This is a genomic window from Paenibacillus sp. 2KB_20, assembly GCF_052115765.1.
Classification (GTDB): domain Bacteria; phylum Bacillota; class Bacilli; order Paenibacillales; family Paenibacillaceae; genus Paenibacillus_AQ.
On record NZ_JBFRHH010000005.1, the window covers coordinates 506,407 to 522,207 of the forward strand.

The 15,801-nt window shown below is 44.1% G+C and carries 15 protein-coding genes and 1 pseudogene; 2 read left to right on the forward strand and 14 right to left on the reverse strand.

Annotation, left to right across the window (positions count from 1 at the left end; all coding sequences use genetic code 11):
* Positions 1-66: 66 nt before the first annotated feature.
* Positions 67-711: a TetR family transcriptional regulator gene (locus AB4124_RS16805; protein ID WP_076325515.1), complete on the forward strand. Its 645-nt coding sequence runs from the start codon at positions 67-69 to the stop codon at positions 709-711.
* A gap of 254 nt (positions 712-965) precedes the next feature.
* On the opposite strand, the pseudogene AB4124_RS16810 reads toward AB4124_RS16805, so the two are convergent.
* The 4 genes and pseudogenes from AB4124_RS16810 to AB4124_RS16825 form a co-directional block, all read right to left on the reverse strand.
* A pseudogene (locus tag AB4124_RS16810) lies at positions 966-1,052 on the reverse strand (IS3 family transposase); the annotation flags it as partial.
* A 207-nt stretch (positions 1,053-1,259) separates the two neighbouring features.
* Entirely contained in the window at positions 1,260-2,231 is a 972-nt protein-coding gene (locus AB4124_RS16815) for a tRNA dihydrouridine synthase (protein ID WP_441973554.1), read from the reverse strand.
* Positions 2,232-2,385: 154 nt separating this feature from the next.
* Complete coding sequence (locus AB4124_RS16820; protein WP_430108325.1) at positions 2,386-3,090, reverse strand: demethylmenaquinone methyltransferase; 705 nt, start codon at positions 3,088-3,090, stop codon at positions 2,386-2,388.
* Positions 3,091-3,151: 61 nt separating this feature from the next.
* Entirely contained in the window at positions 3,152-3,718 is a 567-nt protein-coding gene (locus AB4124_RS16825) for an SF0329 family protein (RefSeq protein ID WP_441973555.1), read from the reverse strand.
* Positions 3,719-4,015: 297 nt separating this feature from the next.
* Here AB4124_RS16825 and AB4124_RS16830 point away from each other — a divergent pair, with 297 nt between their 5' ends.
* Positions 4,016-4,717, forward strand: a complete 702-nt coding sequence (locus AB4124_RS16830; RefSeq protein ID WP_441973556.1) for a hypothetical protein — start codon at positions 4,016-4,018, stop codon at positions 4,715-4,717.
* A gap of 121 nt (positions 4,718-4,838) precedes the next feature.
* Here AB4124_RS16830 and AB4124_RS16835 read toward each other — a convergent pair whose 3' ends face one another.
* The 10 genes from AB4124_RS16835 to AB4124_RS16880 form a co-directional block, all read right to left on the reverse strand.
* A complete protein-coding gene (locus tag AB4124_RS16835; protein WP_441973557.1) occupies positions 4,839-6,068 on the reverse strand; it encodes an alpha-L-fucosidase in 1,230 nt (409 codons plus the stop codon).
* A gap of 82 nt (positions 6,069-6,150) precedes the next feature.
* A complete protein-coding gene (locus AB4124_RS16840) occupies positions 6,151-7,851 on the reverse strand; it encodes an ABC transporter substrate-binding protein (RefSeq protein WP_441973558.1) in 1,701 nt (566 codons plus the stop codon).
* A gap of 127 nt (positions 7,852-7,978) precedes the next feature.
* On the reverse strand, positions 7,979-8,878 hold the full coding sequence (locus AB4124_RS16845; RefSeq protein ID WP_076325522.1) for a carbohydrate ABC transporter permease: 900 nt from the start codon (positions 8,876-8,878) through the stop codon (positions 7,979-7,981).
* A 54-nt stretch (positions 8,879-8,932) separates the two neighbouring features.
* The gene (locus tag AB4124_RS16850; RefSeq protein ID WP_441973559.1) at positions 8,933-9,928 is read right to left on the reverse strand and encodes an ABC transporter permease; all 996 of its coding nucleotides are present in this window, start codon (positions 9,926-9,928) and stop codon (positions 8,933-8,935) included.
* A gap of 223 nt (positions 9,929-10,151) precedes the next feature.
* On the reverse strand, positions 10,152-12,416 hold the full coding sequence (locus AB4124_RS16855; RefSeq protein WP_441973560.1) for a helix-turn-helix domain-containing protein: 2,265 nt from the start codon (positions 12,414-12,416) through the stop codon (positions 10,152-10,154).
* A gap of 205 nt (positions 12,417-12,621) precedes the next feature.
* On the reverse strand, positions 12,622-12,960 hold the full coding sequence (locus AB4124_RS16860) for an SDR family NAD(P)-dependent oxidoreductase (RefSeq protein ID WP_441973575.1): 339 nt from the start codon (positions 12,958-12,960) through the stop codon (positions 12,622-12,624).
* A gap of 125 nt (positions 12,961-13,085) precedes the next feature.
* Positions 13,086-13,358: a hypothetical protein gene (locus AB4124_RS16865; RefSeq protein ID WP_379406802.1), complete on the reverse strand. Its 273-nt coding sequence runs from the start codon at positions 13,356-13,358 to the stop codon at positions 13,086-13,088.
* 260 nt (positions 13,359-13,618) lie between these two features.
* On the reverse strand, positions 13,619-14,158 hold the full coding sequence (locus AB4124_RS16870; RefSeq protein ID WP_441973561.1) for a hypothetical protein: 540 nt from the start codon (positions 14,156-14,158) through the stop codon (positions 13,619-13,621).
* A gap of 628 nt (positions 14,159-14,786) precedes the next feature.
* Positions 14,787-15,197, reverse strand: coding sequence for an SDR family NAD(P)-dependent oxidoreductase (locus tag AB4124_RS16875; RefSeq protein WP_441973562.1), 411 nt, complete (start codon positions 15,195-15,197; stop codon positions 14,787-14,789).
* A 72-nt stretch (positions 15,198-15,269) separates the two neighbouring features.
* Entirely contained in the window at positions 15,270-15,536 is a 267-nt protein-coding gene (locus AB4124_RS16880) for a MerR family transcriptional regulator (RefSeq protein WP_441973563.1), read from the reverse strand.
* Positions 15,537-15,801: the final 265 nt, after the last annotated feature.

Sequence of the window (15,801 nt, forward strand, 5' to 3'; positions counted from 1 at the left end):
AAATTGTGTAACACTGTTAAACACACTTGTTATGTCCTATAATAAAAAAAAAAGAGAGGTGCGAATATGGAAGATCGTTTTAAACCAAGCGAAAGGCAACAGGAAATCGTCGAAGCGGCGCTTGAATTAATGGCTGAAAAAGGATATGACGAATTATCTATACGTGATATTGGCAAAAAGCTTGGTGTAAAAGCCCCGGCCATTTACTGGCATTTCAAAAACAAAGCCATGATTGTGGACTACATGGCCGAGCATATCTTACACAAAAAGATGGGCAATTACGTTCCAAGGGAAAGTGAGCAGTCCTGGCAAGATTGGCTGATTGAGCATATCTCATTGTTTCGTAAGGCTATGCTTTCTTATCCTGATGGCGGCCGAGTGATAGCCCGCGCGCATCCTTTTCCCAATGGAACTTTAGCGAAGTTTTTGGAAGATTCTTTTGCCTCCCTTCGCAGTGCAGGAATGGATATACGGACAGCCAGAAGTGTTATGCTTACCGTTATTCGTTATACCTTTGGCTGTGTGATTGAGGAACAGGCAGACGAGCAAAACTGGGAAACACTGCCCGAGCGTACAATAAACAGCGGTGAAATAACAAACATTATGGAAGCTATTAATGTCGGCGGTACAGATGAAGAAAATTTCATGACAGGGCTTAGATTAATTGTTACAGGTGGAACTGAAGCGATGGCATCAAACAAATCATTTTGAAACTTGGCTGTGATAAGCTCCAGCTTTTCCTTTTTCGCCGCGCGGTGCAGTTTTCTATTTGGATCATATGAGTATGCTTGCCCGTTGACAGCAGCAAGCTCATGCAATGGTTGTTCCATCTGCCAGTGACTCCTGCGAAACAGGCCGCCGGATTATATCGGCAGCCATGAATCGTTATTTATCGTATTAAGTTGACGACTGGAAATTTGGATAGATGTTTTCAACCACAAAATCCGAGTACCCTAAAAAAAGAGTTAAGCTGCCGAAAAAAGATGATTCCTGTATTGTACAGGAGTCATCTTTTTTCCTCTCCATTGATATCTGTAATGGTTGTAGTAGCGGATTAGGTAGCTGTAGTACCCTGAACACAAGACGTTGAGCAGTTCGCATAAATAACAATAACGCGTCGTACGCTGATGCTAAGTACCAGTATACAAAAAGGCCCCCGCAGCCAACACTTTTTTCTAAGTGTCCAGTCTATGGGGACCAGTTTAATCCTGTTGTCTTCTTTTCTTTTAGACTTACATTCGGTGGATCTTATAACAAATTTAACGCTCCTCCATATGCTGTGCAAATTCGTCCAGAAGCGCACGCACTTCATCTGTAGACGCCGTGCTCATCAATTGATTTCTTAGTTCACTTGCCCCTCTAAACCCTTTGACATAAATCTTGAAAAAGCGATGAAGAGCTTTGAATGAACGTGGCTCCTGTGCTGAATATTGATCATGGAGATCCAGATGCAGCCGCAGCAGATCAAGCAATTCCTCACTGCTATGATCCTTCGGCTCCTTCTCAAAAGCAAACGGATTATGAAAAATCCCTCGCCCAATCATAATGCCATCCACACCGTATTGTTCAGCGAGCTGGAGGCCGGTCTGACGGTCAGGAATATCCCCGTTAATGGTTAGAAGTGTGTCTGGAGCCACCTCATCACGAAGTTTCTTAATCTCCGGAATCAGTTCCCAATGAGCGTCTACTTTGCTCATCTCATCTCTTGTCCGCAGATGAATGGACAGATTCACAATGTCTTGTTTCAAAATATGGGTTAACCAGTCGCGCCATTCGTCTACGCTACTAAAACCGAGCCTTGTTTTTACACTGACGGGCAGTCCCCCGGCTTTGGCGGCCTGGATAATATCCGCTGCAATGTCGGGACGGCAGATCAGGCCGCTTCCCTTCCCGTTCTCTGCTACATTCGCTACAGGACAACCCATATTAATATCGATGCCTTTAAACCCTTCTTTCGCCATGCCGATACTCATTTGACGAAAGTATTCCGGCTTATCTCCCCAGATATGGGCTACCATGGGCTGTTCATCCTCTGTAAAAGTCAAACGTCCGCGCACACTGTGGTTCCCCTCTGGGTGACAATAGCTCTCTGTATTCGCAAACTCCGTAAAAAACACATCCGGTCTGGCTGCTTCACTTACGACATGACGAAACACAACATCCGTCACATCTTCCATGGGCGCCAGTACAAAAAATGGTCGTGGCAAATCACGCCAAAAATTGTCTTTCATATTCAATACTCCTCTATACATACCAGGACAAATCTTTATCCCGAAATAGTAAGTCCAACCTGTTCTTGATCTTGTTCATGCTCTTGCTTTTTCTTTACTTATAGCATATTTAAGCAATGTATATCAAACAGCAGTATATGTTAATCGTAGACACTTATTTTATAGCCATATGCATTGCCGCGACACCGCCACTATAGCTTTTTACATCTACTTTGGAAAATCCCGCTTCCAAAAACATTTGTTTCAGTACATTTTTATTGGGGAAATGACGGGCTGATTCTTGTAACCATGAGTATTCATCATAACTTTTGGCAATAAACTTTCCGAGCAAGGGCATGATATAGCGAACATAAAAGAGGGAAGCTTGTCTATAACCGATTAATGTGGGTTGGGATGTTTCTAAACAAACGACTTGTCCGCCTGGTTTCGTTACTCGATACATCTCCCGCAACACGGTTGAATAATCGGGTACATTTCTTAAACCAAAACCAATGGTTACATAATCAAATGAATCATCTTCAAAAGGAAGCTCCATGGCATTTCCCTGGATAAGGGTAAGCTGCTTTAAAGCTTGTTGCTCTTGCTTATCTTGGGCTATTTTGAGCATGTTTTGGCTAAAATCTAATCCAATGACTTCTCCATGCGTTCCAACAGCATTTGCTAAAGCAATCGCCCAATCCCCGGTTCCAGTGCACACATCAAGAGCTTTACTACCTTCTTTCACATTCATCCGTTTCATAACATCATGGCGCCATGCGATATGTCTCCTAAAAGTGATGACCGAGTTCATCGAGTCGTATTGATCCGATATCTTTTCAAATACCTGATGAACTCTTTCCGACTTTGTTTGTTCAGACATGAAATTCCCTCTCTTCCACAAGTGCAATATGATTCTTTCAACGAAAAATTATTTATTCTCATCACGCACTGCGCCGCAGTTCATAAAAATATTGCACAATCGGATGCTTTAACTTCATCCTATCTGCCATGTTTACAATCCGCTTTTTGCCAACTCGTCTGTCTACCAAAGCTAGAATATTCAATAAGATATCATCGCTCTCTATGCTTTCTTCTATAGAAGTAGATAAGAACTTATTTGCTGTAGCGACAAAATTGGATTTACTTAATGCAGCCTGTGCTGACAAAAGCTCCTTTGCGAGGACTGTTACTTTTCTATTTCTTGCAATTACGTTTAGACGATCCTCTGGAACGGTCCCTTTGGTTTCCTTTCTGACGGCTTCCAATTCATCATCGCTGATCGGAATTTGGATATTGGGATCATTCTTAATTTCCAGTTCCGTCTGATACCACCTTATGGAGCTGGTTTTATCACTCATATTGAGTACGTTCTTTTTATCTACCGAAATATAACAAAGCCCTGCTTTATCAGGTAAATAACGATAACCGGTGGCGCGATATTCAACTCTTCCAGCTAATGCAGGACTGAGAAAACTCTCCAGCTGTTGCTTCAATTTGCTCCAGGACATGGTTCCTCCTATGTTTTCAAACCCTGAGGGGCGCGGTATCATTCTGCACATCTTATTCAGTATGAATAAACCCCTGCCAAAAAACAACCCATAACATGTCCCACATATTGAATGGAATATCTGCTTCTTAGGTTCGTTTAGACAGCTCATCAAGGCTTCCTTGTCTAAGGTTTCGAATCCTATAATGGTTATGTCTGCACCGCATTTTTCCAAATAATGCAACAACAAAGACCATAAATCGTATACAATGATAGTATATTAGAACCAGAGAGTACCGTACGAAAAGGAGTACTAAGGATGGAAGATTATTTACCTTATAAATCAAAATATTCCAAGTTCGACCGTGTCATTTTAACACTCGCCTTCACATTATATCCCGTCGGTTTCTTGATGACATTATTCCGTGTACTTACGACTCATGTTCATCACTCTCGCAAGGGAAGAAATCATCGACTGATTGGATGGCTTTGGGTTTATACTTATATTTTAATCATGGGATTATTTATTTTAGCTTTTGACTTCAACAACCCTGAGGATGTTCAACTTTTCTGGGATTCTGCCTGGCTATATGGAATAATACTTCTAATTCCGGCTATCGTTTTTTTCATATTGGGCAGCCGGGCAGATAGCAAATTCAGTCTATTATTGCACCAGTATTACCATCTTGTTATGAACAGAAGGATCAGAGAAATTGATTATATCGCCGTAGAGACGAAACAATCTCCCAGTCACGTCATTCGAGACTTGGATTTTATGATCACAGAGCACATGCTGCCCTTCGGCCGAATCCAAAATGGCATCCTCGAACTTGAGCCCGAAGAGTATCATGAAGCATATGATGATGATTACAATGAAGAATATGTTGACGAATACGATGAAAGCGAGGATCGGGGGCGCGGACCTAGATCCATGGAATGCCCGAGCTGCGGAGCCAGGATCATCGTATATCCTAACGATGAGAAGGAATGTGACTATTGCGGTAACGTGATAAGCGCGTAAAATCAAGATACCCAGGCCGTATTTTCTAAGCTTCCGTTTAAGAAATGGAGACGAAGTACTAAATACGAAGAACAGACTGCCGCGGCAGTCTGTTTTTGGTTACTAATTTCACTTATGAAAATCATTCCACGTGATATGCAGCCAAATTTCGGATCAAAGGTTTCTCCACACTGGAAAGGATTCTGACACGCAATTGATCGGTTTCGACGGTGTCGAATCGGTCGATTTTTTTATGCCCAATCGCACTTCCACGTATAAGCTCTTTCCATTCGCCTTGGCTGTATGCTTCAAGCGCGTATTCACGCACACGCTCCCCATGGGCTATGTCCTCCATGATGATTACGTGATTTACTGGCTGGCTATGCTCCAGCTTCAGAAGCAGCTCGCTTCCTTCTCCACTCGTTTGGCCAACCGGCTGCCCGAACCTGCGGCGGATTTCATCTCCGAATTCGATGACACGCTTCACATCCACTTCAGGCAGCAGCCCGCGGTTGTCCGGGGATATATTTAAGAGCAGCGTAGCGCCATGGCCGACCGAGCGGTAATAAATATCCAGTACTTCCTCCAGGCTTCTTAAGCTTGCTTCATCGTCAGGATGCCAGAACCAGTGAAGCTTGCGGATCGGAACATCGCATTCAGCCGGTACCCAGCCCGGGGTTCCTTCCATCCAGGTCATCATATCGCTGGTGAACATACTCTCCTTCGCCGTGGTGGCCGTATTCCAGCACGGATAAGGGGCGACGCCGTCTTCATTCCCTACCCAGCGGATGGTCGGGCGTCCCATATTAAAGACCATTGCATCCGGCTGGTATTGATCCACCAGACCGATGATTCTGTTCCAATCGTGTTCCCTGCCTTGGGAACCGGCTCCGTCAAACCATACTTCGACCAGCGGTCCATATCCGGTCAAAAGCTCCGTTAATTGCTCCGCGTAAAAATCGTCATAAGCCTCTTTATCGGGATAGCAAGGTTCATGTCGGTCCCAGGGGGACAGATACAACCCAAACTGAAGTCCTTCCTCTTTGCAGGCATCGGCAACTTCACGGACGACATCCCCTTTACCGTCCCTCCACGGGCTGGACTTCACGGAGTAATCGGTCGTTTTCGTTGGCCACAGACAGAATCCGTCATGATGCTTTGCGGTCAATACCAGATATTTGAAGCCCGCGCGTTTTGCGGTTCTAGCCCACTGCCGGGCATCAAGCTGCTCCGGATTAAAGATTTCCGCTGAATCCGTTCCGTCTCCCCATTCCTGATCGCAAAACGTATTTATACCGAAATGGCAAAACATGCCCATCTCCATATCCTGCCATGCCAGCTGCTGTGGAGATGGCTTTGCAAGTTCATTCATTGAATCATACACCTGCTTTCTATGAAGGTTAAATCATCATCCCTGCACAAGGAATGTCCGTGTGCAGGGAACAAATTTTGCATTATTTTCTCGCATCTAATGCCTTTTGATAGATTTCCAGGTACTGGCTCAGTTGCATTCCTTCCAGCCCTTGCACATAAGAGTCCCATTCTTTATTAATATCTTTAGAGCCTGTAATAAACTGCGCCATATTGGATTTTACGTAGTCGACAAGCGTTGTCTTGATCTGCGCAACGAGCTCGGCATCTTCAAGCGCTATGAACAGTCCTGTTGGATATTGCTCCTTGGATTGGTACGGTTCATATTCCTTGGAAACCTGATTCAGACGGGTACCATATCCGTCGGGAGCGAGCGGATCCTGAGGAGATGTCCAGGATGCTCGATAAGCATAAGTTCTGAGCGATGGACCGATCTGTTCCCAACCGTCATTATGCGTCGGCTTTTTCTCGGGGTCAGGAATAGCTGTATATTTAGCCTGCTTCCCATCGATATCCTTTTCACCGGACTCCGCTTTCCGCCACCTTTCGCCCTCAGGACCATATTCCTGTAACACAATCGCTTCTTCCGTATATAAATAATCCGCTAACCGGATGGCGGCAATCTGCTGCTCGCTCGTCGCTTTATTCGTAATCGCAAATTGTGAGACTCCGATGCCGGCAAAATTCAGCGTCTGCTGCACACCATTCGGGCCTTTCAGCGGCGGCAGGGCAACATAGTCTTTATGACGCGGTGCCTTATCATCCATGCTGTAAGCATAACTGATTAATGCCGTTGAAAGCGCACCCATAATATTGTCCGGTTCGCGGTTGGCCATTTGTTGAACCGCATCCGCATTCTGTGTAAAGGCCGCGGGATCGATTAATCCCTCTTTGTACAATTGATTCAGATAAATGAGGCCTTGTTTCCACTCTTCTTTGTTTGCCGTAAAGTCGACTTTGCCATCGATGACGCGGAGGAACGTACCCGAACCCTTGTCGACGTAGTCATCAAGGATAAACGAGTTCATCAGGAAGGCGGAGACGTTGCCTGCCCACATTTCATCCGAGCCTGTTAGCGGGATTTCATCTTTTTTGCCGTTTCCGTTCGGGTCTTTCTCTTTGAACGCCTTCAGCACAGTATAGAATTCGTCAGTTGTCGTCGGCACGGGCAGCCCCACGTTATCCAGCCATTTTTTGTTGATCCACATTTTGAGCGCATTGTCACAATGATAGCATTCATTGACCTGCGGCAGAGCGTAAATGTTGCCGTCCGGACTCGTAATGGAGGCTTTCATGTAGGGGAGATCTTCCATAGCTTTCTTGATATTAGGTGCATACTGTTCAATCAAATCATTCAGAGGGATAAAAACGCCCTGCTGTCCATACTTCATCTGCTCTTCCTTGGTCAAATTCCCATGAAGAATGACTTCAGGATAATCGCCGCCGGCCAGCATGAGCTGCTTGCGGTCGTTCAAAGCATTGTCCGGTACAAGGTCCCAGGCGATTTCGATGTTGGTCTTATCTTCAAGGTATTTGGTATATAAATTGGTATCCATGTTTTCGATTGACGCGTATTGCGGTGCGAACATTTTAATGGTCATCGGCTCCTTCACGATCGGATAGGAACCGACAGGCGTAAACAAATCTTCATCTGCCGTTTTGCCGTTTGCCTGATCGCCGGAATCGGCCGATTTGGTGCCGCTGCAGGCGCTAAGCAGCAGCATGCAAGCCATCAGGCAGCTGATGAAGCCTAGCCAGGTTTTCTTTTTCATGCTCTTTTCCATTGAATATTCCCCCCACTTATCATCAGTATTTCGGGCGCTTGGCCCCTTTCCTGTTCCGCCATGAGCTTTTGCCGTATCTGAATAATGTACAGCCTCACCTCCTTGATGTCATTATCGTTCTTCGTGATCAGCCCTTCAGCGAGCCGATCATGACGCCTTTGACAAAATGTTTCTGGACGAAAGGATATATGACAAGCACAGGCACGCTAGCAACAACGATCAAGGAATATTTCAGCAAATCCTTAAGCCCCTGCTGCGCCTGCATCTGGCTCACATCAGCCATCATGGAAGCATCGACTGTATTCAGGATTAGAATATTGCGGAGAATGATTTGAAGCGGAAACAAGTCAGGCTTTCTTAGAAAGATCAGTGCATCAAAATAAGCATTCCAATGGCCGACCGCATACATCAACGTCATGACCGCAATAATGGGTTTGGACAACGGCAGGACGATGCTGAAAATGAACCGGATGTCACTGCATCCGTCCAGCTCCGCGGCTTCCGCCAATTCATCGGGAATCGTGGTTTGGAAAAACGTCCTTGCGACGATAACCTGGAATACCCCAAGCGCCCCCGGCAATATCATGGCCCAGCGCGTATCCAGCAGATGGAGATTTTTGACGACGAGATAATAAGGAATCAGTCCTCCTTCAAACATCATCGTGATCACCAGCAGAACCATGAAGAAATTACGGCCGTAAAGGGTCTTCTTCGCCAGCGGATAAGCTAGCATAATCGTTAGTGTTACATTAATGATCGTGCCGACGACGGTGTAAAAGAGGGAGTTCAGATAGCCGACGCCGATTTGCGGATTATTGAACACCGCCTTGTAGCCGTCCAGCGTAAAATCTACGGGAAACAGCCAAACTTTGCCCGTTACGACCGCTTGAGGCGAACTGAAGGACGAGCTTACAATGTAGATCAGTGGTACAGCTACAGCAATAAGAACCAATGACAAGAACAGATAGATCAAGAACATGAAGAGGCGATCGCCTTTCGATTCACGTATAGCCGTTTTATTGAACATAAAGTCTCCTCTCTTTCCGGAGTTGGTTTTGTTTTTTCGAAAAGCGGGATATCCCTACCACAAGCTGCTGTTAGACAGCTTTCTGGCGATGTAATTGACGGACACCAGCAGTATAAGGTTAATGACCGAGTTGAAGAGACCGATTGCCGTCGAGAAACTGAAGCTGGATCCCAGCAAACCAACCTTGTACACATAAGTGGATATGACTTCTGACGTGCTTAAGTTAAGCGGATTTTGCATCAGGTATATTTTTTCAAAGCCTAGTTTCATGATGTTGCCTAGATTGAGAATGAGCAGAATGACCGATACGGGAATGAGGCTCGGGATATCGATGTTTAGAATCTTTTGGATGCGGGACGCGCCATCCACTTTGGCTGATTCGTACAGCTCCGGGTTGACGCCGGACAGCGCTGCAATGTAAATAATCGCTCCGTATCCTGTAAACTGCCAGACATCCGACCAGACGTAAATGGACTTAAACAGACCCGGAATACCCATAAAATTCGTATTACTCATACCAAGCATCTCAAAAAATTTGCTGATCATCCCAACATTTGGCGTCAGGTTGACGACAATGATCGAAACCATGATGACTGTAGAAATAAAATATGGGGCATAAGATACCATCTGTACCGTCTTTTTGAATAGACCGTTGCGATTTTCGTTTAGCGCGAGTGCCAATAGGATGGGTGCGGGAAAGCCTACGATCAATCCATAGAAACTGATGCCAAGTGTGTTTTTAATGTAGAGCCAGAAGTTCGGCGAATCGAAGAACTGGTGAAAATATTTCAGTCCGACCCAGTCGCTTCCCCAGATTCCCTTGATGACGTTATAATTTTTGAATGCGATTACAATACCGGCCATAGGTACATATTTGAAAATGATCAAATAAAGAACGGGCAGCAGCAGAACGAGATACAGCTGCCAATGTCGCTTAATTTGTTTTCTTCTTGACCTTCCTCTCCCCCCTTCTGGCAGCGCTTTCAACTGTAGGGGGTGTTTCTGGTCCAGGCTTGGTTCAGTTTGAAGCCTAGAGTTCAGTCTCGGCATGCTGGTTAACTCCTTTCGTCCATTCCTACTTTCAGATCCTTGCGATGTAAACCGAGTGTATACAACAATGTCATCCGGCAACAAGAAACAAAAATAAAATCGACTAACCGTTTTCGCCAAGGTCTCCTCGTAAAAACGCATCAAGGTTTACTGGAGGCGAACGGACCGCCTTAAAAACGGGTACATTTCCAATCAAAAAAGGCAGCGATGCATGATCGCCGCCTTAACCGTTTTCTACTGCTGAATCATTTTCTCCACGCTGCTGTGCCTTCCGGCTATTCCGGTATTCGCCCGGGGTAACTCCAGCCGTCCTCTTGAAAACGCGGGTAAACGAAATGGCATGGGCGTATCCGACCCGCTCTGCAATCTCCTGCACAGAATAGTCCGTTTCCGTCAGCAGCCGCTTCGCTTCCTTCATTCGAATATCGATCAGGAAATCAACGAATCTTTGTCCGGTGTTTTCCTTAAACAATTTACTTACATATTTGGCGCTGAGCTGATACTGTTCCCCCAGCATTTCAAGGGAAAGATCCGGATTGGCATAATCGCACTCGATTAGGCTGCATATGTTTCTGATCATATTGGAGTATTGGTTTCCATCCTGAATCTGTTTCATCTGTTCATAATGATCCGTCAGCACTTGTTTGATTTCCTGTCTCAGCTGCTCCAAGGAGTAAGAATTGTCTACCTTTACTGTCAGCTTCGGCAATCCCTCCTGTATCCACTTGTTGTAAATTTCCTTGCCCAGTCCCGACATTTCGCGGCCGATATAATAAATAAGGTAATTCATCAGGCTGAATATTTCATCATTGGTCAGGAAGCTGTTCTTCAGCTGTTCAAACCATTGATCGTAATCGTCGCTCCAATGCTCTTTCAGCATTCTGAAGGACTGGATGATCGAGCGGATTTCACCCAAATGCGTATAAACCTCGACGATGCCATGGCTCGAAATATCCTCGCTGCGGATCAGCCGGTTTTCACCGAGCACGATTTTATACTTTAAAGCTTGCATCGCATCTTTATAAGAGTGCGGAATATCGCCAATCTGATCTGTGGATCCGCCTATGCCAATCGTAATCGTAAATTTCAAGTTTTGATGCGTCCATGCGAGGATTTGTTCTGCAACCGGGACCAGTACGGCCTCCTCGAACTTGTCCTGACCCTGTTCTTCAAACAGCATAATGGACAGATTGGAAGGTGAAGTCCATTCCGACCACAGCCGGCAGTCCCTTTTCGAGGCGATCTCGTCAACGACCGTCCGCAGGGTGAATTTAAGCAGATCTTGATCGGCTTTGGAATAGTCCCGGCAGAAATCGCCATACTTATCGATTTCAAGGATGAGGATACGATATCGATCCAGCGGCAGCGGCAAATTCAGCCGAACCGCTTCCGATTTCCATTCGGAAATAGACAGACGAGAGTCCCCTTCGATCAGCTGACGGAACATATACCGGGTCCTGACATGGAGATCCTCACGGTATTTCTCCTGATATTCCTTGGATTGTTCCAGTATGTTGTCAAAGGCGGATTCGATAAAAGCAAATTCATCCAGCTTCCCCTTCCCCCGTCCTCCGCTCACCACCGGAAGCGAATAGCTGCTGAATCGGGCGGCGATTGCCTCAATGGGCTTGGAGTTGCGCCTGGAAACATAAATCATCCATAGGAAGCCGATGGCAATCATGCCAAGACCGATGATAAACCAAAGGTTATACAGATAAGAGATAGCGCTTACAAAACTGTTGTTCAACAAACCGCTGCCATATTTCCAATTCGTATAGCTTGATACATACTGGGAATTGACTTGGGATGGCGGACGATCCATCGAGGTGCCGAACAGATGATTTCCGGAAGCATCCTCAACCTGAATGAAGCTCATCTTGGAATCCAGCATGTCTTGGGTAAGCTTGTTCAAAGATTCCGCGCTCACGTTGACAACGATCATGCCAAAATCGTTTTTCATATAAGGCGATCCTCTGACCAGGCTGACCACCTGTTTGCCGCCTTTCATTGTAAATTGTTCAAAATTTCTAGCGCCTGTCCATTTCGGCGTTTTCGATACTTGATATTGCTCGATAAATTCATGGTCCGGATATGTACTTATGTATCCATTTGTGGCATCGCTGAGCACATAGCCGTCCGAATTCCTCACCAGATAAATCGAATCAATCAAGGGATAATAATTAATAATCTCCTTGAGCTTCTTAACAGCTTGGATATTGATATATGGATCGCTCACGGCGGAAGATTCAAAAAAATCGTTCAAAGCCTTGCTATTGATGTTCTCAAGAACGATCATATTGTCGATCACCTTCAGAGACGTATCCACCATGCGCATCGCTTGCAAGGAAAGCGATTTATTGGCGTTAAGGGCCTCCCGGCGACTCTGTTCGCTGAACAGCTGAAAGAAAACAAAAAATATAAAGGTAATCACAATAACAAAAATGGGCATATAGGAGAGCAATAGACGCTTGTACCAGGATCTCTGCATGATAAAACCCTCCCACGTATTTGCATAAATTTTTTACTATTATAACTTAAAAAGCACCTCTTGGGTTATAGTTCTTCGTAGCCATTTGCTCGATGAAACCAGACCGCAAACTCCGTCAGCCATAGATAACGAATGAGAATATAAAAAACCAAGGGATACAAATCCCTTGGCCCACTGACTAACTTCTGTTTATAATTTGAAAAATCTACCAAGCGATTAGCTGGCGTTCACGAAAGTAGCCTCCATTAGGACCATCTTCGCCAAGTAGCGCCAACCAAACAGCCGTATCTGCCCCTTCCTCGATCGTTTGGGGCGCATCTGCTCCTCCCATATCCGTTTGCACTCTGCCCGGACAAACAGCGTTAACTTTGATCCCCATATCAGCCACATCTTGTGCAACCAAGCATGTCAGAGCATTAAGCATCGTTTTAGAAATGCGATAAACTGATGTTGACCCTTTTAAACCTAAGAATCCTTGTAGAATCTCAAAGGACCCTAATCCGGAAGAGATATTAACGATACGCCCATACCTATTTTCATTCATCAAATCGAAGAAGCCTGGTCGGTGACACTCATCGACCAGGCTTCTGTTTTCTTTGATTCCGGTATTGGTTGCTGGTTGAAGGGGATGAGACGGAGCTAAACTTTTCCGTTTTAGAAGCTCGCTTTTTATGGCCCACTATACTCTGTTTCAATTCTAATCGGAACAGAATCCAAGTTTTCATTTTTTGCGATTTTTTCAAGTTCTTTTCGATCCGTTATTACTTGATTATCTAACGTAGCTCTTTCCTCGGCCGGTGAGTTTCTTTCAAATTCAATCGTTTTGATTTTATTTTCTGAAATTTGCTTTGCGGTACTACTCTGTTCTAGCATTAAAAAACAACAAGTTGCTATTGCAATTGAACTCATTAATAAGAGTAATCGTGCTCTAAGGTTTTTCATAACATTTACTCCTTTTACTCCTTACTTGATGGTCTTATTATATGTCATATAATAACAATGATACTTACTCATGTACAAAAGGAGTGGTGAGAATACCCTGTACTTATTCAAGTTACAGTGGCTCTCGCCGATTGCTGAGAATGGCATCTACACACTATACACCCTGTTTTTAACCTGTTTAATACGAATAGAAACCCTGCACCTTTTAGAAAGGCCAGGGTTTCTCGACAATCTGAGGGGAGATAAACACCTTCTTTTTTTCAATAAAATGTCTTTTTAATAAAAGTCCCAGTGGGTCTTACTGCTTCACCGGAACCGACGTAAGTCCCAGTTGTACCACCACCGGAAGAGGTCTCATCGTATACATCGAAGGTTTTTTTATGGTATGTGGTATAGCATTGAGCGTGTAACCTTTCACCAGCTTTTACTGGCGTATTACTTGTGAAAGTAACTAGTTCCTCTTTACCAATAGTAAAGTTAGTTGCAGCGTTGATTGCACTGTAACTTACACCAAGTGAATTAAAAACGGTAGTTATTTTTTTTGTGCTCTCAGAGATTACAAATGTATCTGGACCATCAATAACGAATTCTTTATCTTCCAAAGATAGTTTTTCTATTTGTTCCTTATCAGAAATCACTACTGTATTGTTACCTAACTCAAGTGCAGCTGCAAGTTCTTTTGGTAACGAGTTTAAATCAGATTCTGGTAAATCTGATGTTTGAGCGAATGCACTTAACGGTGTAACCAACATAAAAACAACAATGAGAGATAATAGAATAGAAATTCGTTTAAACTTCACCAAATCAAATCTCTTCAAAATTAGTTTTAAGAGCTTGCTAGTATTGTAGCTGCTCTCAAGCTACTTCTTCAGAAACCTGATCTACCTGTAACACACCACCTTTTTCTTGTTCTATAAGTCGATGATTAGTGATTAGTTATTTCCTAGTCACACTATAATAAGTTGATCTATTAATTAGGACTCCTAAATCCTGGGAATAGTTACGATTTTTTTAAAAATTTTTTTCGATTTTTTTTGCAGAGAGACGGGGTTTTGATTAAATGACGAACATACTACGATGTGTAGCGGCTACGCTACTAATATAAAACTGAGCTTTTATAAAACACTCGGTGCAGCATTTGGGTACTTCTCAAGATGCCTCCAATTCCACCTTCCTGGTGTCCCGTCCGCATCCGTGCAGTATGCAGCTCCAGGGCCGCCCTCCGGTTGCATCGACTGCGGCCAAGCGCGGCCATCTTCCTGGTCCCTTCCCGATCCGCACAGATCTGCACAGGCCGGACACAGATGAATTAAAGGCATAACAGCCGACAAAAAAGAACCCTTAACTTATAATAGTCCTCCAAAATAAAATCATTAAATTTCTTCTATTCCTGAAACTGAATCAAAATGCCTAATCATATCGTCATCGTTACTCTCTCTTAGGGACTGAAGCTTGAATCATTCGTAAGGCACCAAAATAATTAGTCTCAAATGTCTCTCTCATTACGGACTCTTCAACATCCAACACAGAAACTCCCCGATCCAAAATAATTCCTGCATTATTCACGAGAACATCAAGACGACCAAAATCATCTTTTACTCTTTCGATCATCTGCCTGATACTCTGTACATCATTTACATCGACTACTTGTAATTCAACAGATAGTCCTTCTCTTTGTATCTCTTTAACCGTTTGCCGCCCTTTATCTTCATCCCGACATGTGATTAGCACTCGTAATCCTTTTGAAGCCAACTGACGTGCACTTTCCCTTCCTATACCACGATTTCCTCCAGCAACTATGGCGAGTCGTTGATTTAATTGATTCATATTACTATTCATTCTTGTCGACTCCCTTACTCAGGATTTCTTTCCAACTTGATATGCGCTCTTTTATATGAGATTCTGCTCTTCTTAAGATCTCGATTTGTTTACTGATTTCTTCAAGTTTTTTTCACCAACTTTAATTGCATTTGGTAGACATTGATATTTGACTTCCGCACTAAATGCACAATCGAAAAATGTGGTGATTTCCTTAGCATTGAGACAAAGACTGAAGTAAAGTTGAATAAATCCGACTCGCTCAATATCAGATTCAGTATATTCACGATAGCCGTTTTGCAAGCGAGTTGGGCTCAATAGTTCTTTTTCTTCGTAGTATCTCAAGGAACGAAGACTCACTCCGGTATTTCGAGACAATTCACTAATATTGATAAGTTTACCTCCCCGGCTATCTTATATCTCACATACTAAACCATCACATCATGTGAAGGTCAAGGCCCCTAAACATAATTTATAAATCATGACCACCCGTCCAACGGGTGGTTTGCTCTTGGGGTATAACCCCTTGTTGCCAAACTGCGCCTAAAGACGCTAGCCTGACCACAAATCCGTTCAGGCTCAGTGTTTTTGTCACTTTCACTTACCAGTTAAACTGGTTTATTTC

What these genes read in the sequence shown, in the direction of transcription:
- AB4124_RS16875 (WP_441973562.1), bottom strand. Translation starts at nt 15,197, where the DNA reads ATGAATAGTAATATGAATCAATTAAATCAACGACTCGCCATAGTTGCT.
- AB4124_RS16825 (WP_441973555.1), bottom strand. Translation starts at nt 3,718, where the DNA reads ATGTCCTGGAGCAAATTGAAGCAACAGCTGGAGAGTTTTCTCAGTCCT.
- AB4124_RS16830 (WP_441973556.1), top strand. Translation starts at nt 4,016, where the DNA reads ATGGAAGATTATTTACCTTATAAATCAAAATATTCCAAGTTCGACCGT.
- AB4124_RS16835 (WP_441973557.1), bottom strand. Translation starts at nt 6,068, where the DNA reads ATGAATGAACTTGCAAAGCCATCTCCACAGCAGCTGGCATGGCAGGAT.
- AB4124_RS16840 (WP_441973558.1), bottom strand. Translation starts at nt 7,851, where the DNA reads ATGGAAAAGAGCATGAAAAAGAAAACCTGGCTAGGCTTCATCAGCTGC.
- AB4124_RS16860 (WP_441973575.1), bottom strand. Translation starts at nt 12,960, where the DNA reads ATGAATGAAAATAGGTATGGGCGTATCGTTAATATCTCTTCCGGATTA.
- AB4124_RS16865 (WP_379406802.1), bottom strand. Translation starts at nt 13,358, where the DNA reads ATGAAAAACCTTAGAGCACGATTACTCTTATTAATGAGTTCAATTGCA.
- AB4124_RS16805 (WP_076325515.1), top strand. Translation starts at nt 67, where the DNA reads ATGGAAGATCGTTTTAAACCAAGCGAAAGGCAACAGGAAATCGTCGAA.
- AB4124_RS16855 (WP_441973560.1), bottom strand. Translation starts at nt 12,416, where the DNA reads ATGCAGAGATCCTGGTACAAGCGTCTATTGCTCTCCTATATGCCCATT.
- AB4124_RS16815 (WP_441973554.1), bottom strand. Translation starts at nt 2,231, where the DNA reads ATGAAAGACAATTTTTGGCGTGATTTGCCACGACCATTTTTTGTACTG.
- AB4124_RS16845 (WP_076325522.1), bottom strand. Translation starts at nt 8,878, where the DNA reads ATGTTCAATAAAACGGCTATACGTGAATCGAAAGGCGATCGCCTCTTC.
- AB4124_RS16850 (WP_441973559.1), bottom strand. Translation starts at nt 9,928, where the DNA reads ATGCCGAGACTGAACTCTAGGCTTCAAACTGAACCAAGCCTGGACCAG.
- AB4124_RS16820 (WP_430108325.1), bottom strand. Translation starts at nt 3,090, where the DNA reads ATGTCTGAACAAACAAAGTCGGAAAGAGTTCATCAGGTATTTGAAAAG.